Origin of the sequence: Sporolactobacillus mangiferae (assembly GCF_023336505.1) — a bacterium.
GTDB classification, from domain to species: Bacteria; Bacillota; Bacilli; order Bacillales; family Sporolactobacillaceae; genus Sporolactobacillus; species Sporolactobacillus mangiferae.
The window spans coordinates 376,872-396,801 of record NZ_JAMAST010000002.1; the positions used below are offsets into that span (position 1 = coordinate 376,872).

The following is a 19,930-nucleotide window of genomic DNA, read 5'->3' on the forward strand; positions in this document are numbered from 1 at the left end:
CACCTTATCCTCTTAAAATCGGCTTTAGGCCAAATACTTCTTCAAAATAAGCGGATTTGTCTTTAAAAGTCTGTTTTTCAAGTGACAGATCATCATCAGAACGTGCAGTAATGATCACTTGATCATTTTTCAGAGACACAGCAATCCGCTCCACCTTTTGCTGCCTGCTGTCGTCAAGCGCATCCGCAATACGGAGCAGTGCTGATAATTTGGCAGCCACCAAACGTCTTGCTGCCGGCAGCTTTTGAAAAGCGGAGGCGTCACTTGAAGGAGTCTCAGCGCTGTGATATCGGGCAATGATGGCGACAATTTCGCGCTCATGTTCGGAGATCCCGATAATTTCAGATGACTGGATAATATAATAAGAATGAATATAGTGGGCATTCATATCGATATAGCTTCCTGTATCCTGAAGAATTGCCGCCAGCTGAAGCAACAGCCTGTCCCTCTTGTCGAGTCCATGCAGCCTTCTTAAACGATCAAACAAATGGAGGGCAAAATGTTCCACAGTACTGATATGCTCCGGATCACAGTTATACCGATCCGCGATATTACGTGCGGAGACAATGATGTCCTCAGTAAATGAATGATTTAAGACATTTCGATGTGTCTTCAGAAGTTCGTGAACAATCAGGCCATCGGCAAGATCTGCATCCGACAGCAGGATACTTTCGGCCCCTGTAATTTCAAGAGTAATTTTTAAAATCATTGCGGACGGAAGCAGCTGTGAAGCCGCATCATAAGGAAGCGTATATTCCTTTGCAAGCACTTTGGGTGGGATCGCCAAAATATGGCGGTACAATTCCGTAAATCTTTTTCGACTGATCGTGTCCGTGCCTCCACCCATAAACGTCCGTTTAAAAGCTAACAGATCCGTACCGACAAGTACAAAATTACGGATCACCACTTCTTTTGGCGCAAATTGATGATATCCGTCAATCTTGCTTCGAATATAGTCTTCCATAATCTCAACATAGTCACTGGTCTTGCTCTCCAAATCCCCCATTAATTCGCGTATGCGGAGCGGTCCGAGCTTTATATTTCTGGAAAAAATAAAATGGCCGCTATTATACACGGTCAGTTGCATGCTGCCTGAACCAATGTCAATCAGCATGGTTCCCTGTCTGATCAGTTCATTGAAAGTATCCGTGTTATAGGCAACTGCCTGATTATGAAGAAAACGTTCTTCCGCATTGGCAAGCCATTCAACGGTAAGCCCCGTTTTTATTCGGATCTGTTCCTTAACATACTCCGCATTTCTTGCTTCCTGGACAGAGCTTGCGGCAACCGCCCGATACTCCGTAACGCCAAAATCATCCATAATTTGTACAAAGCCGGCAAGCTGACCACACGCGCGATCGACGGTTTGAAATTCAATCATGTGATGATTATAAATATCCGCCCCAATCGAAACATCTGCTTTAACGTACTCAATAATTGATGTATTCGTCAGATCTGCAATTTTCAGCACAAGTGTCTGCAGCCCGACGGTAATTGATGCGAACAGTTTATGTCGCGCCACCGCCCTCACCCCATAATCAATATCTCTTTTTCCAAAATCAAGCACTTAGTATTTATTATACGTTATATTGGACCAGGTATGAAAACCCAATCCCATAATTTACGAAAATTTTACATGATCTATTCAGCGAAAAGAAAACGAACGGCTGACTGGCAATCCGAACACCCGTAACCCATCTGCATTTTCCCTGGCTACAGTTCAATCAACAGGCAAAAGACATGGACGGTGAGGCGTTGCATGTTTCTTAAAAAGCCTTTTTAGAAAACCTGGCTTCGCCAAGTCTCTGGCAAAGGCAAAGATGCCGTCGCATATATACATAAGCCGCCGAATTTCAAACTTTCTTATAGTAGTATAAAAAGAGTGCCCTAAAGCGAAAACTCACTTTAGTGACACTCACAGGAATTAATTGATCTTTTGAATTTACGAGAAAGAAGGCCGTTGATCATTGTTCATCCAGATACAGATCAACCGCAGCAGCCGCTTTTCTTCCTTCTTCAATTGCCCACACAATCAGACTGGCTCCCCTGCGCACATCGCCTGCTGCAAAAATGCCAGGCTGGTTTGTCTGATAGCGGAACGGATCGGCCTTAACGACCGGTCGTGATGAACTGCGCACCACATTAAAATCTTCAAATACTCGATCTTCAGCGCCCTGGAAACCAATTGCGATCAGGACCAGGTCTGCCTTCCAAGTCTTCCTTTCAGTTTCGTTATGATTTTTAAATGAACCGGTAATCAGTTCACGTACATGACCATTTTCATCACCGACGAACTGCTTAGTCTCAACATAATACTCACGCGGATCTTTGCCCAGCACCTCGACGGCTTCTTCATACGCATAATCAACCGAAAACACATTCGGATGTTCCGGCCATGGATTGTTTTCCGAACGCTGATCCGGAAGCCGGCCATGTTTGCCGAATTGGACAACACTTTTACATCCCTGGCGGATTGCTGTAGCAACACAGTCTTCGCCTGTATCCCCGCCACCGATGACAATCACATGCTTCCCTTTTGCTTGATCATCGCCCTTTAAGGGCTCTCCATACAGCAAATGCCGGTTGCTAGCCGTTAAATACTGCATTGCCGGTAAAATGCCTGCCAATTCACGGCCTTCAAGGTGTACATCACGAGGCTTTCCGGCACCGGTACAGAGAACAATTGCGTCAAACGTCTGCTTTAATTCTTCGACACCGATTGTATTGCCGACGTCCACCTTGGTTTTAAAAATGATCCCTTCTTCTTCCAGCAAACGGATCCGGCGATCAACAACGTCCTTCTCGATTTTCATGCTTGGGATGCCATACATCAGTAAGCCGCCCGGCCGATCCGACCGTTCAAAAACAGTCACTTCATGGCCAATCTTATTCAACTGATCAGCACAAGCGAGCCCCGCAGGTCCGGAACCGATAACAGCTATTTTTTTGCCGGTCCGTTTCTTCGGCGGTTTCGGAACAACCCAGCCCTCCTCGAATGCACGATCAATGATCGCTCTTTCAATCGACTTAATCGATACCGGATCACTGATAAAACCGGCAGTGCATGATCCCTCGCACGGTGCCGGGCAGGCTTTCGATGTAAACTCCGGAAAATTATTCGTTTTCGCTAACCGGTCATAGGCTTCTTTCCATAAACCACGATAGACAAGATCATTCCATTCGGGAATCAGATTGTGGATTGGGCAACCGGCAGTGCCTCGATTAAGCTGCACACCGATCTGGCAGTAGGGTGTGCCACAATCCATGCAGCGGGCCGCCTGATTTTTCACGTCTTTTTCCGCAAGCGGAATTTTATACTCGTTCCAATCATGAATGCGTTCGGACGGTTTTCGTTCTTTTTGATTCTGTTTCTCTATATTCAGAAAACCCATTAATTGTCCCATGTGTCAACTTCATCCTTTCAAAAATTGATCCTTTTGATGAAAATCCGCACTTAGCTCAGACAGGTAAATACGTAGAGTTGCGGACATTGAGTTTTCCCTGCTTTTTCAAATCGAACGCCCGTTCCTTCGCCTGTTCTCCGTTCAATCCCTGAGATTCGCACTGTTCAATCTGCTCAAGTATCGCTTCATAATCACGTGGAATGACTTTAATCATCCGCTGGACAGTGGCTTTCCAATTTAAAATCGCCTGTTCCGCTCTGGGGCTTCCCGTGTGATCAAAGTGGTTCTTGATAAGCCGGTAAACAGTGTCCTGTTCCTTCTCTCCAGTAAGTGGTTCAATATTTACAAGTTCTTTATTGATTCGGCGTATCGTCTGATCCGGATTTCCTTCCGGGAGAATATAGGCAGTACCGCCAGACATTCCAGCTGCAAAATTTCGACCGATGGAGCCCAAAACAACGACTTTGCCCCCGGTCATGTATTCACAGCCATTCTCTCCAACGCCCTCAATCACCGCATCGGCACCGCTGTTACGTACACAGAAGCGTCCGCCCGCACTCCCGCGCACATAAGCCTCTCCGCTTGTTGCCCCAAACAAAGCAACATTGCCTGCCATGGCCTGTGCTTCTGAACCCATGTCGGCAGATGCCTCTGATTTAATGATAACCTTTCCGCCGGACAGACCTTTTCCTACATAATCGTTGGCGTCCCCGGTCAGAATCATGGTTACTCCCTTGGGAATAAAGGAAGCGAAACTTTGTCCCGCGCTTCCGGTAAAAGACAGCGTAATCGTATCCTCCGGAAGTCCTTTGCCTTCAGTTGCACGGGAAATGAAATAACCTAATGTTGATCCGACCGTTCGATCAGAATTTTTCAGCTTGTAAACCAGATGAACCGGCCGTTTATTTTCAATCGTTGACAGGCAGGTCGCTACCAGATTACGTTCATCGAATCTCCGTTCCACATGATGCTCCTGGGCGCGTGCAAAATGACGTTTGCAAACATCACTTTCTGCCTGATAGAGCAGGTCGGACAGATCCAGTGTCCGCGCCTTCCAGTGACTGTGTACTTCCTTCTTAATCCTGAGCAGGTGCGCCTGACCAATCACTTCATCAAGAGATCGATAGCCAAGCTGTGCCAGCTGTTCGCGAATATCCTGAGCAATAAAAGTCATAAAATGAATGATGTGTTCTGGTTTTCCCATAAAATTCTTGCGCAATTCCGGGTTCTGCGTTGCAATACCGACCGGACAGGAATCCAAATGACAGGCGCGCATCATGAGACAGCCAAGAACGACAAGCGGTGCAGTGGCAAAGCCGAATTCTTCAGCCCCCAGACATGCAGCAACCAGCACATCACGCCCGGTCATCAATTTACCATCCGTTTCCAGACGAACACGATCGCGAAGTCCGTTCTTCATCAATGTCTGATGGGCTTCGGCCAGTCCGATTTCCCAGGGAAGCCCCGCGTGCTTAATGCTTGTTTTTGACGCTGCGCCTGTACCCCCGTCATGACCGCTGATCAGGATCACATCCGCCTTGCCTTTGGCAACACCGGCCGCAATGGTGCCTACGCCGCCCTTGGCCACCAGTTTTACACTGATTCTGGCCTTCGGGTTGCTCGATTTCAAATCATAAATGAGTTGTGCCAAATCTTCAATTGAATAAATATCATGATGCGGCGGTGGTGAAATTAACGCTACACCAGTAGTCGCATGGCGAGTACGGGCAATCCACGGATAAACTTTGCCGGCAGGAAGTTGCCCGCCTTCTCCCGGTTTCGCGCCCTGTGCCATTTTAATCTGCAGCTCGTCTGCTTCGGACAAATAATAGCTGGTCACACCAAACCTTGCGGAAGCGACCTGCTTTATGGCGCTTCTTCGCCAATCTCCATTCGACTGACGAAGAAAGCGCTCTGCGTCCTCGCCGCCTTCACCACTGTTACTTTTCCCGCCAATGCGGTTCATGGCAATCGCCATTGCTTCATGAGCTTCCTTACTGATTGATCCGTAAGACATAGCTCCTGTTTTAAAACGCTTCAAAATATTTTCTACGGATTCGACTTCATCCAGTGGGATCGGCTCTCGATCTTTTTCAAAAGTGAGCAGGCTGCGAATGGTTGAAAACGGTGCATGATCGACCATTTTTGCATACTCTTTATAAAGCTGATAGTCATTTGTACGTGCTGCCTGCTGTAACGTGTGAACAATCAATGGCTCAATTTTATGCTGCTCTCCGCCTTGCCGCCATTGCAGCGTACTGCCTGGATCCAGCGGTTTCATCTCGCCCTTTCTGTTTTCCGCTACCGCTTTTTTGTGACGCAGTGCCGTCTCAATTTCGATTTCTTCCAAACCGATACCGCCAATTTGAGACACTGTTCCTCTAAAATATTTTTGAATCAATTCATTCGAAAGTCCAAGCGCTTCAAAAGTCTGTGCACCTCGATAACTCTGAATTGACGAAATGCCCACTTTGGACATAATTTTCACGATGCCTGCCACAAGTGCCTTGATATAATTCTGTTCAGCCTTTTCTTCTGTGCCATCTAAATGCCCGGTGGAAATCAACGAATGAACCGTATCAATCGCCAGGTAAGGATGGATGGCATCCGCCCCATACCCAAGCAAAGCGGCGACCTGATGGCTGTCCCTCGGTTCACCCGAATCAACAATCAGACTGATCTGTGGCCGTGTCCCCTGCTCAATCAAATGATGATGCAGCGCGCTGACTGCCAGCAGAGATGGAATCGGCAAGTGTTTTTCATCAACGTTGCGATCTGAAAGAATGATTAAAGAGACACCCTTGTGAATCAGCTGATCAACCTGCAGAATCAGCTGGTCAACGGCTTTAGGCAGTCCTAGACTGCCTTCCTTACTCAAATAAGTTAAGAAAACCGTCTGTGTTTTCAAATTCTGGTGATGCAGATCCTGAAACGCCTTCCGGTCAAGAATCGGATGCCGCAACCGAATTTGCGGGGTAATCTTCTGGTTGGAAGGAAGCAGGCTGATCTGCGGACCGAGCCAGGTCACTTTGGACATGACACGCGCCTCTCGTATTGCATCAATCGGCGGATTGGTCACCTGTGAAAACCACTGCTTAAAATAATCAAAAAGCAGCTGTGATTTATTGGACAGTACGGCAAGCGGTGTATCATTGCCCATCGATCCAGTCGGTTCCTTCCCCTTTTCCGCCATCGGCTGAATGGCCTTTGTGACATCTTCATAGGTATAGCCAAATACCTTTTGCTGAAAGAGTCGCTGAGCATCAGGAAGCACAACACCCGCACCATTCCCTCCTGTCAGCTCAACGACCGATTTTTTCAGCAGATCGGCATAATCAACGGATAAGCAGATTTTCTTTTTTAATTCATCGCTCGGAATGATGCGCCCTTCTTCAGTGTCGATCAGGAGAAGCTGCCCTGGTTTCAAGTGACAGCGTGCCTTGATATTTTCGGGATCCAGATCCGCAACGCCGACTTCTGAAGAAAAGACGACTTTATCATCATTGGTGATATAATAACGTGCCGGCCGCAGTCCGTTGCGATCCAGAATCGCCCCGATCTGCTTCCCATTACAGAAACCAAGCGCCATCGGACCATCCCATGGTTCCATGGCCCTGCTGTGAAATTCATAGAAATCCCGTAAATATCCGGGGAGTTCTGTATCACCTTCCCATGGCTCCGGTACCATCATCATCACTGCGTGCGGCAGTGAAAAACCGTGGTACGTCAAAAATTCGAGCACATTATCGAAGATGGCCGAGTCGCTTCCTTCCGGATCAATAATTTGCGGAAGCTTGCCCCCGTTCAACGTTTTCGCTTTCGCATTAAACCAGCTCATATTGCCACGTATTGTATTGATTTCCCCGTTGTGTACAATCATTCGGTTTGGATGCGCACGCTCCCAGCTTGGAAAAGTATTCGTGCTGTACCTTGAGTGGACCAGAGCAAGTGCGGAAACAAAACGTTCATCTTGCAGATCTGTATAAAAAGCCGACACCTCTTTTGCCCGGAGCATTCCCTTATATACAAGAGTCCGACTTGAGAGGCTGGCAACGTAAACTTCGTCTTTCAGTTTAGCTTCTATCGCTTTACGAAGTAAATACAGCCTGGAATCCAGTTCAGATCCGGAGTCCTGATTGGCCGTTCCGATAAACATCTGATACATATATGGTGCTTTACTTCTCGCCAGTCGGCTGATTTCATTCTCATCAATGGGTACATCACGTTCGCCATATAGCCTTAAATTACGCGCAGCAATGCAGGCTTTAATTTTGCCGATCGCAACCAAACGGCTTGATCGATCCTGCGGCATAAAAAACATACCGACCCCGTAATGACCTGCTTCAGGAAGTTTAAACGTGCATACTTCCTGAAAATAACGGTCGGGTATTTGCACAAGAATACCGGCACCGTCCCCGGTCTTTCCATCCGCTGCTTTTCCGGCACGGTGATCCAGCCTTGCCAGCATTTCAAGTGCGGTTCTGACAATTTCATTAGATGCCCTTCCTTTAATATCTGCATACAATCCAATACCGCACGCATCATGTTCAAATTCGGGGCGGTAAAGTCCTTCCGGCTTCTCTCTCGTCTGAGCCTGGCTCATCATAAACCTCATCCTTCCTTCTGTTTGCAATCCCGCATCGTATATGTGCGATTTTTCTGAAAAATTTCTATCTCTGTATATTCGATATGAGACCAAATGTATGGTGCTTACATTCTACTCTTTTCATATTATTCTTTACAATATATAATTTAGAATAAATTAATCTCATTTTCAGATGAATGGGGCTTTCAAAATGGAATTAAGACAGATTCAATACTTTATTGAAGCTGCAACAAGAGAACATATGACACAGGCTTCAGAAGCACTCCACGTAGCACAGTCTGCCATCAGCCGGCAGATTTCCCTGCTCGAAGATGAGCTTGGCGTCGCGCTTTTCACCAGAAAAGGCCGCAATATTCAGCTGACACATGCCGGTAAACTATTCCTGAGGCATGCCGAACGTGGATTAAGTGAATTCGAAACAGCACAACAGAAAATAAAAGAATATCTCAATCCTGATTCAGGACTGATCCGTCTTGGTATTTCGACCAGTTTGTCAGTACACACGCTTCCGGTCGTCCTTCGGGATTTTCATCAGACACATCCTGGCATCAATTTCCAGCTTCATCAGGGGACCGTTCCCTACCTTATTCATCTGATTGAACAGGGCAGTATCGACCTCGCCTTTGCATCGCCAGTGCCGAAGCAGCATGAAAGTGTACGCAGCAGCATTCTGTACACCGAACAAATGGTGCTTCTGATCTCAAAACAGCATAAAAAATCCGGAAACGCATCCATTTCGCTAAGCCAGCTTAAACATGAGCGGTTTATCACCTTTCGCAGCAAGCTTTCGCTTCGGGAATTATTTCTTGACGCTTGCAAACAGGCGGCTTTTACACCAAACATCGTTTTTGAGGGCGAAGATATGGATACGATTAAAAGTCTGGTTGCCTCAAATTTCGGCATTGCTCTTATGCCGGAAAATGCCGCCGCCTATAACCTTCCAGATAATGTCTCTGTTGTTCAGCTCAGCACACCGAAGCTCACGCGCTCAGTCGGGATCATTCGCCCGAGCGACCGTGATCTTGCTCCATCAGAACACATTTTCTCGCTGTTTATCGACGAATTCTATGACCGGCTCTACCGTTTTGGTCAGTAAAAAAATCGGGTAAAAACGCCTTGCTCGCTTGCCGCGAGTGCACCGCAGGCATCTCACACCTCCGCTTTGATGCTTAGACATGATGCTGTTTTTTGTTCTGGTATCGAGTAAAAATTTATAGCTTCTTATTTTGTTAGAAAACTTGGCTTTGCCAAACCTCTGGCGAAGGCAAAGATGCCGTCGTACTTATGCTATCATCCGCTAAATTTTAAGCTTTCTTATAGTATAAAAATACCGGATGCCGCTTTTTAAAAGAGCGGCATCCGGTGCTTTTATTCGGCTTTCGTCTCTTCTTCCGTTTGCTGAATCAGGTGATCATGACGGCGCCGCGATTCTTCGTCAACCTGCTCATCCGCATGATACGAGGAACGGGCGAGCGGACCTGCTTCGCAATGTCTGAAACCTTTTGACAAGGCAATGTCTCTAAGCTCGTCAAACGCTTGCGGTGAATAATAGCGAATGACATCCAGATGTTTACGCGTCGGTTGTAAATATTGACCAATGACGAGAATATCAACACCATTCGCTCTTAAATCATCCATCGTCTCGATAATTTCTTCTTTCGTTTCGCCAAGGCCGACCATGATGCTCGATTTGACTGGTGTATTCGGGCTCAGTTCTTTCACCCGTCTCAGGACGGCAAGTGATCGGTCATACGTCGCGATCGCGCGCACACGTTTTGTCAGCCTGCGCACCGTTTCTATATTGTGGTCGAAAATATCCGGTTTTGCCGCCATTAATGTCAGAATACTTTCATCGTCGCCCTTCATATCCGACGGGAGCACTTCAATGGTGCAATAAGGCGCTTTTCTTCTGATCGCACGAATGGTTTCAGCAAATACAAGCGCGCCTCCATCTTTCAGATCATCACGCGCAACCGCGGTCACCACAACGTGGCGAAGACGCATCTTGCTCACCGAATCCGCTACACGTTCCGGCTCGAGCAAATCAAGTTCAGTTGGCCTCCCCGTCTTAACAGCACAGAACCGGCACCCTCTCGTGCAAATATCGCCTAAAATCATGAATGTCGCTGTTCGGCGCGACGCCCAGCATTCATGGATGTTCGGGCATTTCGCCTCCTCGCATACCGTATGCAGCCGCTCTTCCCTCATGAGATGCTTGATATCCCGGTAATCGTGATTTGTATTGATACGGATTTTCAGCCACTCTGGCTTTCTTAAATAAGTTCCATGTTTATCCATAATCCTTCCTCCTTGTTTATAACGCGGGTGCCTGCCTCACCTTGATCTGTTCCATTGCTCTGTTTTATATTTCTGCTCCAGCTCAAGAACAGCACGTTCATCGTCGTCCGTCCAGTCCAAAGGGTGCAAAGTAATGCCCAGTCCCCTTTCAAACCCTTGATAAAAGGCGCTTTTTACCTCGCCCAGTTCAACTTTGCGGCCAAGGAGTGATTCAAGGCTGACCGCCTTTCTGGAAAATGCCTCTTTCGCTCGTTTTTTAATCCGTTCATTTGCATAACAAAAGCAGTCAAACAGTTCATCTTCATCGACTGAAATCGGAATGGATCCATGCTGCAGAATCATTCCTTTCTGCCTTGTCTGTGCACTGCCTGCCGCTTTCCGTCCTTCAACAACAAGCTCGTACCAGGAAGCTTCCTCAAAACATACCGGTGAATGCGCGTTGCCGCCCTTGGATTCGGGAACGGCCAGATTCGCGTCCAGCCCTAAAGCCCTGAACCCTTCAAGCAGGCCGCGCGAAAGCACCCGGTACGCACCGACAACAGAATGCGGCATACACGGATAGTCTTCCGGAAGCACCACACTGTAAGTCAGTTCATCATGATGGAGTACTGCAAGCCCGCCAGTTAAACGGCGGACACAGTCAATATGGTGTGCTCTTGCTCCATCCCAGTTAATTTTTCCCTCAGTTTTTTGAAAGTATCCGATCGAAAGTCCCGGTGGATCCCAACCGTAAAATCGAAGTACAGGCTGCTTTCTTCCGTTTGCTCCGCATTTAAGTAAATATTCGTCCAGCGCCATATTATAGGCTGGCGTGTGGATGCCGGAGTCAAGGAAAAACCATTCATTTACATGCATGTTCATAGGTCATCCATCCTTAATCAACCCTCGCCATTCTTAATAGCCGCCTCGCTCATCCGCCAATTTTCCGAAAAGCACGCCAGATGTCAGCGCTCACATCGCAGAGCAGGACTATGTTAATAAATCCTGCTGCTCTTTACCAGAAATTCCGGTTCGGTTTACTGCAAAATCGGATACGGATTGGGCGCCCAAAATGAATTAACACCTGAGGTATAGTTGCACATCTCTTCGTGTCATACTGCTTGATAAAGCACTTAACCTGCTTCCTATTCATCATAACAGGAACAGCCTGCCAATGCATCGATGATTGAACAAATAGAAACGTCATTGTTTGCAGTATCTTTCTTGATCTTACCTGTGCTACACTGGATTAGATAAGGATCAGGCCATGAAATCACTTAAATTAGGGATTCCGATCTTACGGATTAAGGAGATCTTCATTTAATGGATCGCTTGCTTCAAATGACTTTTTTACCCCACATTGAACATACGTGGAATTTTTTCATCTGGTTTACGGGCAGAGATGGGCGCGCGCTCCCCTTCCCCAACCGATTACAACATCCAGATTCATTTCCTGCGTGGCTGGAAGAAAATTCGTCCTTCCCTTTTCTCCCTTATAAAGCAAAATTTGTTGATGAAAAAACGGTTGTTGAAGGTGCCATCATGCCGATGGCCGGTGCCTATCGACTGATTCGCAGCAATGCCGTTTCTGAATATAAAAATGCGCTATATCCTGGCAAGACCATACAATGGTTTCGGCAAATCTCAGAAGCTGTAGATATTTTATTGGAAAAAGGACTGTTTTATCCTTATTTCTATCACCTGAAACGGGGTAGGAATGAACAATGCTTCTACTGTCACTGGATGCCGGATACGCGCACGCTCACTGAAAGCGGCCTTTTCGCCGATTGGCTGCGACGGCTGCCGCAGCTCGCCTTTTCCATTGACAGACTCCAGGATCAGAAGGTCCAGCAATGGCTCTATTTGATTTTCATTTACTGGCTCAATGCGTTGATCCGTGCCAGACACAAAACTTCATTATCAGACGAGTCGCCCGCGGTGGAGACGCATGATATATTAATGAACAAAATAACCAATGGAAATCCGCTGTCTGGGACAGAAGAACCGTGGCTAATCACTGCCGATCCATCTTTAATTAAAGAGGCGGAACGATTCGAACTTGAAATGGCCGGTTGGATTCAGCCTGTGCTTTCCGCGCAATCAGATTCCTGGTCACAGGCACTGCTCAGTTATAAACGCGAACAAGCAGAACGCTTTTTCCGTCCTGAAGCGATCAACATCGTGCTTCGTCCGGAAAATCCCGATGATCCGTTCTCAATGTACGCCATTTGGGATTATGAGATTCAGATTGCCGGCTGGCAAAACGGAAAACGCGTGAACCGTTCAATGAAAGAAGCAGAAGAGCTTCTTTCCCTTGATCCTGAACACTGGTTTTCAAAACAGTTAACAATAATTAAAAAGCAGGTCCCTGAAGCCGTCTATTCCCTACTTAAAGATACAGCAGAGGGCCACTTGTCCGTGCAGGCGATTTCGCAGTTATACGAATATGCGCAGGCTCTGGAAACGGCTTCCATTCACGTGCTGTTTCCTGATCACCTGACCATCAGGCACGCAGAACCGGTCACGGTTGATCTTGACATTCGTCGTCAGGATACCGAAAAAGACGCTGCTTTGTTCAGTTTACATACATTGATCAGCTATGACTGGCGCATCGCGATCGGCGATATTGAATTAAGCGCCGAGAAATTCAGACAGCTTGTCAAAACAAATCGGCCTTTTATTAAAAAAGGAAATCAATGGATACATCTGTCCTACGGGCAGCTGAGGCAAACTTATGAAGAGATAACAGACACAATGAATCTCATTGGAACAAAAGCCGTGGCCGCGTCTGCTTTAAAAATCGAGGCAGCCCGACGCCGAAAACGGAACAGTGCAATCACCGTCCATCTTGACAAAGCGTTTGGCAGTTATCTGCATCAGCTGTTAAAAATGCCGACACGCACCTTGCCACTGCCGGATAACTTTATCGGAAACCTGCGTCCGTATCAGAAAAAGGGCTATACGTGGCTCGTTAATCTGCGCCACCGGCATGTAGGCGGATGCCTGGCTGACGATATGGGGCTTGGTAAAACCGTTCAGACCATTGCCTATCTGGATCATTGCAAACAGCAGCGGCAGACATCCGAATCGGCAAGCTCTGCCGCCCCATCGCTGATCATTTGCCCGACATCACTTGTTGCAAACTGGAAACATGAATGCGCCGTTTTTTCGCCGCAACTTGATCTCTACATTCATCATGGTATCCACCGGCTTCACGGCACGGCCCTGCTTGATCGGCTGCGTACTTGCGACGTGGCCGTGACGAGCTACGCAATCTATACGAAAGAAGCGGCACAGCTGCTCACGTTGCACTGGAATAGCGTTATTCTTGATGAAGCGCAGGCAATAAAAAATCCGCATGCTCAAAAGACGCGTGCGCTGCGCATGATTCAAGCGGAGCATCGGCTGGCACTGACAGGCACACCCATTGAAAACCGGCTTGAGGAACTATGGTCAATCATGGATTTTCTGAATCCCGGATACCTTGGCACGCTGGATCGCTTTCGAACCCGATTCATTCATCCGATTGAAAAGAAAAACAGCCGTTCCAAATCGAATCAACTGACACAGATCATCCGTCCTTTCCTTCTTCGCCGTGAAAAAACCGACAAACGTGTCATCCGTGATCTGCCTGAAAAAATGGAAACAAAACAGATCTGCAATTTAACCAAGAGGCAGGCTTCTCTTTATCAGTCAATCGTGAATAAGCTTGAGCAAACGGTATCGGAAACCGGCGGCATCCGGAGGAAGGGGTTAATTTTATCCGCACTGACTAAATTAAAGCAAGTATGCGACCATCCCGCTCTTGTCAGTGACCAGCCTGATTCGAGTGTGAACGCGCAGCCGGCATCTGGAAAACTGAACCTGCTGTTTCACCTCCTCGACCCCCTTTTTCAGCAAAATGAAAAAGTGCTTTTGTTTACACAGTACGTAAAAATGGGGAAGATTTTGCAGGCAGAAGTTCAGAACCGATATCCGGATATGCCTGTATTCTTTCTTCACGGCGGTCTGAGCGGTGAACAGCGCCAAAAAATGATTGATCGCTTTCAAAATTCATCGCCACAAAAAATGCTGTTCATTCTTTCTCTGAAAGCGGGCGGTGTCGGAATTAACCTGACTGCGGCGCGGTATGTCGTGCATTATGATCGCTGGTGGAACCCGGCAGTCGAAGAACAGGCGACCGATCGCGCTTACCGCATCGGTCAGAAACGAAATATTTACGTATATAAACTGATCTGTGAAGGCACATTGGAAGAACAGATAGATCTTCTGATTGAAAGAAAAAAAGGCCTGCAGAAACAAATACTGAGCGGCAGTGACTCATGGCTGACTGAAATGAGCGATCAGGAACTGCTGCAATTAATCCAGCTACATGAGGGGGCAGTATGAATAATGGGAAGGAAACTGAGCTTTCGTAACGCATATCTTGCTGACTGGCTTTCTTCATATGCCGCGGTGGCCGGTCGCAGTGTTTTTGAACGTGGCATTCTGCTGTTCGACAGGCATCGGGTTTGGGATTATCATGTATCTGCAAATCGATTGCACGCGAGTGTTGAAGACATTCACAGCACGTTCTTTCAAGTGAAAGTCATCTGGAAGGCAGACCCCTCCACGCGTGCTCTGCCTCCTGATCTTAAGAAACTGCATGTTCATTGTTCCTGCCCTTCCAGAAAAACATATTGTGAACACATAACCGCTGCGATGATCTATTGGATCATGCGTCTTGACAAGACCGAGCCGGCCCACTTCAGCATCAATGGTATCGATACAGGCGACAGTCCTGATTACCGAAACCGTCTGAATCGCCTGAGAAAGCTTACCGCATCGGAGCTTCCAAGCTACTCGCACTTCGATGCAAGTAAACTTGTATTGCGGCCGGATCTTCAAATCAACGCAGAACAGATCATGCAGGAAGTGATGGCCCATTCCGCGCACCGTTCTGATTTCGCACATGAATGACGCATGCGCACCCGTGCAACAAAAAGCTTTTTAACAAGGGCTTTCATTCTGCTCTTTCCGGTAGTCCTGCACTCATTTTTTCATGGAATTAATCTCTTATTTTCATATCATTGACAGGTTTATCCTGAAAAATAGTCTTGTTGTCACACTTTCTTCGGGTTATAATGCAAGGTACATAACTTCATACGGCTATTAACTGAAAAATAGAAAAGTGCAGGTTATTGCGACATTGCGCTGTCCGCGTTCTAATCTGCTTTTTTTCGTGATCGCAGTGCTTGCTGCAAACGAGGAGTGATAAAAATTGAAGAGGGTGTCCGTAGGCTTGCTGGGATTCGGTACGGTCGGCACGGGTGTAGTTCGTCTGCTCGCAAAAGACACTGAACGCCTTGAAGAACGTGCAAACTGCGAAATACATATCGCAAAAATACTTGTCAGGAATAAGAACAGAGCAAGAAAAGTGCTCATCGATAATCGAACATTAACCACGGATGCTTATGAAATTCTGGATGACCCGAACATTGACATCATTATTGAACTGATCGGGGGCATTGAGCTTGCTTACCGCTACATCCTTCGGGCACTCAGGAATAAAAAAAACGTCATTACTGCGAACAAGGATCTCATGGCTTCCTATGGGGAAGAATTACTTCTGGAGGCACGTACGCACGGATGTGATTTGTATTATGAAGCGAGTGTTGCCGGAGGCATTCCTATTTTACGAACGCTGACTGACGGTCTCTCGGCGGATCGGATCCAGAAAATGATCGGCATTGTGAACGGTACGACAAATTATATTTTAAGCAAGATGAGCAGCGAAGGACTATCATACGAAAAGGCGCTTTCGTCTGCGCAGCGCCTTGGATTTGCTGAAGCCGATCCGACCTCGGATGTTGAAGGGCTGGATGCCGCCCGAAAAATGGTTATCCTCAGCCATCTTGCTTATTCAATTCCGGTCAGACTGGATGATGTCAAAATTATCGGCATTACCGATGTGTCCCGAGAAGATATTGTTTTTGCTAAAAAACTTGGGTATACAATTAAACTGGTCGGTATTTCAGAAGTCAACAACGGAGCCATCGATGTCCGTGTCGAGCCCACCCTTCTTCCGGACGGTCATCCCCTCGCTTCGGTTGAAAATGAGAACAATGCGATCTATGTGTATAGTTCGGCACTTGGTGAAACGATGTATTATGGTGCCGGTGCCGGTGAAGGACCGACCGCCGTCTCTGTTGTTTCCGATTTGCTGTCGGTCATCCGAAATATGAAGCTCGGCATTACGGGAAATCATATTTTCCTTCCAAAGAGGGAGCTGCGGCCCCGTAAAGAAAATCTTGTTGAAAGCCAGTTTTTTGTCCGCTTGCATATGAAAGACGAGCCCGGATCCTTCTCCAGGCTTACCGATCTTTTCAAAGACCGGAGAATCAACATCAGCAAACTCTATCAGGAACCGATTCCGGGACGCGACGTTGCGGAAGTAGCCATTGTTACGCATATTACCAATAAATTGCTTTTTGAGACAACGTTTGACATGTTAAAAAAACTGGATGTCATTGTAAACGCAAAATATTTCCGCGTTGAAAGGGGTTAATTTCATGGTTTGGAAAGGCTTAATGGAGAAGTATAAGGATGTTCTGCCAATCACCGACAAAACACCGCGCCTGACTCTGCTTGAAGGAAACACGCCGCTCATCCCGCTTGAAAAGCTGTCTGAGTCGCTCGGCTGTGACATTTACGGAAAATTCGAAGGATTAAATCCAACCGGAAGTTTTAAAGATCGCGGTATGTTTCTTGCTGTCGCTAAAGCGAAAGAAAGTGGCAGTACCGGTGTCATCTGTGCTTCCACCGGCAACACATCGGCATCCGCGGCAGCATACAGCGCCCGCGCTGGAATGGACTGCATCATTGTCATTCCAAAAGGAAAAATCGCACTTGGCAAACTGGCACAGTCCGTAATGTACGGCGCAAAAATTTTCGAGGTAAACGGAAATTTTGACCAGGCACTTGACATTGTCCGCTACACAGGTGAACATTCCGATTTTACGATTGTCAACTCGATTAATCCATACCGCCTCGAGGGTCAGAAAACAGGCGCTTACGAAATTGTTGAACAGCTTGGAACAGCTCCGGACATTCTCTGTATTCCTGTCGGCAACGCAGGCAATATTTCCGCATACTGGAAAGGTTTCAAAGAATTGCGTGACATGCGTCACATCGCTACGCCTGAAATTCATGGATTTGAGGCAGAAGGATCAGCAGCTATCGTCAAAAATAAAGTCATCGAACACCCGGAAACCATTGCGACCGCCATTCGCATCGGCAATCCGGCAAGCTGGAAACTGGCCGTTGCCGCCGAAAAGGAATCCGGAGGTGAAATTGATTCAGTTACCGATGATGAAATTATTGCTGCATACAAGCTGATCGCGCGCACAGAGGGTGTGTTTGCAGAACCTGCTTCCTGCGCTTCCATTGCCGGATTAATAAAGCACGTCAAGGCTGGCAAAATCAGAAAGGGATCAAAGATTGTATGTATCCTGACCGGAAACGGACTGAAAGATCCTGCAACCGCAATGGACACGCTGACCATTGAGCCCACTATAATCGGAGCAGCCGCCTCTGCCGTCGTTGACCATTTGCAGAAGGTGGCCAAATGAGCAGTCCTGCTGCATTCCAGATCAAGGTTCCGGGCAGCACCGCGAATCTTGGACCGGGGTTTGACTCAATCGGTCTTGCCATTGACCGGTATCTGATCCTGAATGCTTCGAAATCAAATGCATGGCGTTTTTATTACGTGAACCAGCCAGCGTTCCACCCGTCACTTGAAAGCAATCTGATCTATATGACTGCAAAGGAGCTCGCAGAGGAACACGGGAAAACATTGCCTGCCTATTCCGTGGATGTGTATAACGACATCCCGCTCTCACGTGGACTAGGCAGCAGCGGATCGGCAATCATCGCAGGCATTGAACTTGCTGACTTTCTGCTGAATCTTAATCTTTCAATTGAGGAAAAATCGTGGATTGCCTGCCGCGCAGAAGGTCACCCGGACAATGTCACCGCCTCGCTTTACGGGGGAATGGTCGTTTCCACACAATCGAAAACCAAGGTTGCCAGTGTTTTGCTGCGTGCGCCCGACTATGACTTTGTGACAGTCATTCCCGACTTTGAACTGAAAACAGTCAACGCGCGAAAAGTTTTACCGGAAAACCTCTCTTTTAAAGATGCCATTGAGGCAAGCAGTATTGGCAACGTGCTGGTTGCTGCGCTGCTGACCGGAGACGGAGCGACTGCCGGAAAAATGATGGAAAGCGACAAATTCCACCAGCCATACAGATCGGAACTGATACCGGATATGGAGAAAATCACGCAAATTGCACGAAAGAACGGCGCATACGGCACCTTCTTAAGCGGTGCCGGTCCCACGGTCATGTCACTGGTCGATCACGATAAAAGCGCACAGGTCTGTCAGTGCCTGCAAGAGGCTTTTCCAGACTATGAATGTACTGTGCTTCGACCAGTTGGCGAGGGAGTGCGCACCCATATTGTAGCGCCAGAATAGATTGCTGGATTCAAGGGACATAGAAACCTCCTCAATTGCTCACACTAAAGTAATCGAGGAGGTTCTTTTTTATGAAAGTAAAAATCGCCTGGGGTTTCATCATTCTGTTTGCCGCTATTCTCGGCTGCCTTTATATACTTTTTATTGTTCGCCATTCCATGCTGTAATAAGCTGCCGATCAGCCTTGAGCATACGCGTTCACGAACTGACGGTCTGTTAACCGTACATTTTTGCGTTCATTCATGACACTGACAAACAATGCGTCAATCATCGTCACCTGTGCAGCACGTGCGACATACGACTCCGATCGAAAATCGGTCGGAACCGAAACGGTATGCATAGCCACATCCATCAATTCAGCCAGTGCGGATTTCATGAATCCAGTGATTCCGATCGCGGGACAATTTCTTTGCTTTACTGTTCTTGCAACCTGAACGAGATGCTTATCCGTTGCCGAATAGGAAATAAATACAGCCGCATCATGCTCCGTCAGCTGCGAAGCTGACAGCATCTGAAACTCTCCGTCTCCGGGAGCATATGTCATGATTCCTGCACGCACGAACTTCCTGTGTGCCTCCTGGGCGATTAATGCGGAACCGCTGCTTCCAAAAAAAGCAATACGTTCTGAGTGGGCTAAATAATTAACCGCTTTCTTAAATGCTTCACCATTCAGAATCTGATACGTATTTTCCAGGGTTCGAATATTATCCTGAAAGACCTTCTCAGCCAGATTCAGAATCGAGTCCTTCTGTTCCTCATCTTTTTCGGTAAAGCGTTTGCTTCGGGCAATGTCCGCCGCAAGTACGATTTTCATTTCCTGAAAACCTTTGAAGCCGAGACGCCGGCAAAGGCGAAACACAGTCGCATCGGCAACTTTGATCCGTGCCGCGACCTGATTGATACTGCTATGAATCGTCTCTTTTGGATCCTCTAAAATATAATCGGCTATTTTGCGTTCCTTTTCACTTAAGTGCGGATATGCGGACTGAATACGAACGATACATTGACTTTCTGTCATTATCAATCACCCCTTAATCTATGTTTTTATTGTACATCAAACGCTTTCATTTGAAAATAAATTTCTGCAAACGTTTTCTTTTGTCACGATTTGTTAACTTTTTTCATCAA

12 protein-coding genes are annotated in these 19,930 nt (G+C 47.2%); 6 read left to right on the forward strand and 6 right to left on the reverse strand.

From position 1 onward, the window contains the following. Positions 1-4: 4 nt before the first annotated feature. The 3 genes from M3N64_RS04140 to gltB form a co-directional block, all read right to left on the reverse strand. Positions 5-1,522: a Ppx/GppA phosphatase family protein gene (locus M3N64_RS04140; protein ID WP_249098454.1), complete on the reverse strand. Its 1,518-nt coding sequence runs from the start codon at positions 1,520-1,522 to the stop codon at positions 5-7. 442 nt (positions 1,523-1,964) lie between these two features. Continuing rightward, a complete protein-coding gene (locus M3N64_RS04145) occupies positions 1,965-3,404 on the reverse strand; it encodes a glutamate synthase subunit beta (protein WP_249098456.1) in 1,440 nt (479 codons plus the stop codon). 55 nt (positions 3,405-3,459) lie between these two features. Beyond that, positions 3,460-8,007: a glutamate synthase large subunit gene (gltB, locus tag M3N64_RS04150; RefSeq protein WP_438270992.1), complete on the reverse strand. Its 4,548-nt coding sequence runs from the start codon at positions 8,005-8,007 to the stop codon at positions 3,460-3,462. Between the two features lie 193 nt (positions 8,008-8,200). Here gltB and gltC point away from each other — a divergent pair, with 193 nt between their 5' ends. Continuing rightward, the gene (gltC, locus tag M3N64_RS04155; protein ID WP_249098460.1) at positions 8,201-9,106 is read left to right on the forward strand and encodes a glutamate biosynthesis transcriptional regulator GltC; all 906 of its coding nucleotides are present in this window, start codon (positions 8,201-8,203) and stop codon (positions 9,104-9,106) included. Between the two features lie 272 nt (positions 9,107-9,378). On the opposite strand, the gene lipA is transcribed toward gltC, so the two are convergent. Together lipA and M3N64_RS04165 are read right to left on the reverse strand one after the other, a co-directional pair. Continuing rightward, positions 9,379-10,308: a lipoyl synthase gene (gene lipA / locus M3N64_RS04160; RefSeq protein ID WP_249098463.1), complete on the reverse strand. Its 930-nt coding sequence runs from the start codon at positions 10,306-10,308 to the stop codon at positions 9,379-9,381. Positions 10,309-10,344: 36 nt separating this feature from the next. Continuing rightward, the gene (locus tag M3N64_RS04165) at positions 10,345-11,163 is read right to left on the reverse strand and encodes a lipoate--protein ligase family protein (RefSeq protein ID WP_249098591.1); all 819 of its coding nucleotides are present in this window, start codon (positions 11,161-11,163) and stop codon (positions 10,345-10,347) included. Positions 11,164-11,610: 447 nt separating this feature from the next. Here M3N64_RS04165 and M3N64_RS04170 point away from each other — a divergent pair, with 447 nt between their 5' ends. From M3N64_RS04170 to thrB, 5 genes are all read left to right on the forward strand, one after another. Continuing rightward, complete coding sequence (locus M3N64_RS04170) at positions 11,611-14,676, forward strand: DEAD/DEAH box helicase (RefSeq protein WP_249098467.1); 3,066 nt, start codon at positions 11,611-11,613, stop codon at positions 14,674-14,676. A gap of 3 nt (positions 14,677-14,679) precedes the next feature. After that, positions 14,680-15,246 carry an SWIM zinc finger family protein gene (locus M3N64_RS04175; RefSeq protein ID WP_249098471.1) on the forward strand — a complete coding sequence of 189 codons (567 nt, stop codon included), beginning with the start codon at positions 14,680-14,682 and terminating at the stop codon, positions 15,244-15,246. A 301-nt stretch (positions 15,247-15,547) separates the two neighbouring features. Further along, complete coding sequence (locus M3N64_RS04180; RefSeq protein WP_249098475.1) at positions 15,548-16,834, forward strand: homoserine dehydrogenase; 1,287 nt, start codon at positions 15,548-15,550, stop codon at positions 16,832-16,834. Positions 16,835-16,838: 4 nt separating this feature from the next. Continuing rightward, positions 16,839-17,897 carry a threonine synthase gene (gene thrC, locus M3N64_RS04185; protein ID WP_249098478.1) on the forward strand — a complete coding sequence of 353 codons (1,059 nt, stop codon included), beginning with the start codon at positions 16,839-16,841 and terminating at the stop codon, positions 17,895-17,897. Then, entirely contained in the window at positions 17,894-18,802 is a 909-nt protein-coding gene (gene thrB / locus M3N64_RS04190) for a homoserine kinase (protein WP_249098480.1), read from the forward strand. The genes thrC and thrB overlap by 4 nt, the downstream gene beginning before the upstream one ends. A gap of 178 nt (positions 18,803-18,980) precedes the next feature. On the opposite strand, the gene M3N64_RS04195 is transcribed toward thrB, so the two are convergent. Beyond that, complete coding sequence (locus M3N64_RS04195) at positions 18,981-19,820, reverse strand: MurR/RpiR family transcriptional regulator (RefSeq protein WP_249098484.1); 840 nt, start codon at positions 19,818-19,820, stop codon at positions 18,981-18,983. Positions 19,821-19,930: the final 110 nt, after the last annotated feature.

Bases quoted from the DNA above. Each gene is read 5' to 3' on its own strand.
- M3N64_RS04145 (WP_249098456.1), bottom strand. From the start codon at position 3,404: ATGGGACAATTAATGGGTTTTCTGAATATAGAGAAACAGAATCAAAAA.
- gltB (WP_438270992.1), bottom strand. From the start codon at position 8,007: ATGAGCCAGGCTCAGACGAGAGAGAAGCCGGAAGGACTTTACCGCCCC.
- gltC (WP_249098460.1), top strand. From the start codon at position 8,201: ATGGAATTAAGACAGATTCAATACTTTATTGAAGCTGCAACAAGAGAA.
- lipA (WP_249098463.1), bottom strand. From the start codon at position 10,308: ATGGATAAACATGGAACTTATTTAAGAAAGCCAGAGTGGCTGAAAATC.
- M3N64_RS04165 (WP_249098591.1), bottom strand. From the start codon at position 11,163: ATGCATGTAAATGAATGGTTTTTCCTTGACTCCGGCATCCACACGCCA.
- M3N64_RS04170 (WP_249098467.1), top strand. From the start codon at position 11,611: ATGGATCGCTTGCTTCAAATGACTTTTTTACCCCACATTGAACATACG.
- M3N64_RS04175 (WP_249098471.1), top strand. From the start codon at position 14,680: ATGGGAAGGAAACTGAGCTTTCGTAACGCATATCTTGCTGACTGGCTT.
- thrC (WP_249098478.1), top strand. From the start codon at position 16,839: ATGGTTTGGAAAGGCTTAATGGAGAAGTATAAGGATGTTCTGCCAATC.
- thrB (WP_249098480.1), top strand. From the start codon at position 17,894: ATGAGCAGTCCTGCTGCATTCCAGATCAAGGTTCCGGGCAGCACCGCG.
- M3N64_RS04195 (WP_249098484.1), bottom strand. From the start codon at position 19,820: ATGACAGAAAGTCAATGTATCGTTCGTATTCAGTCCGCATATCCGCAC.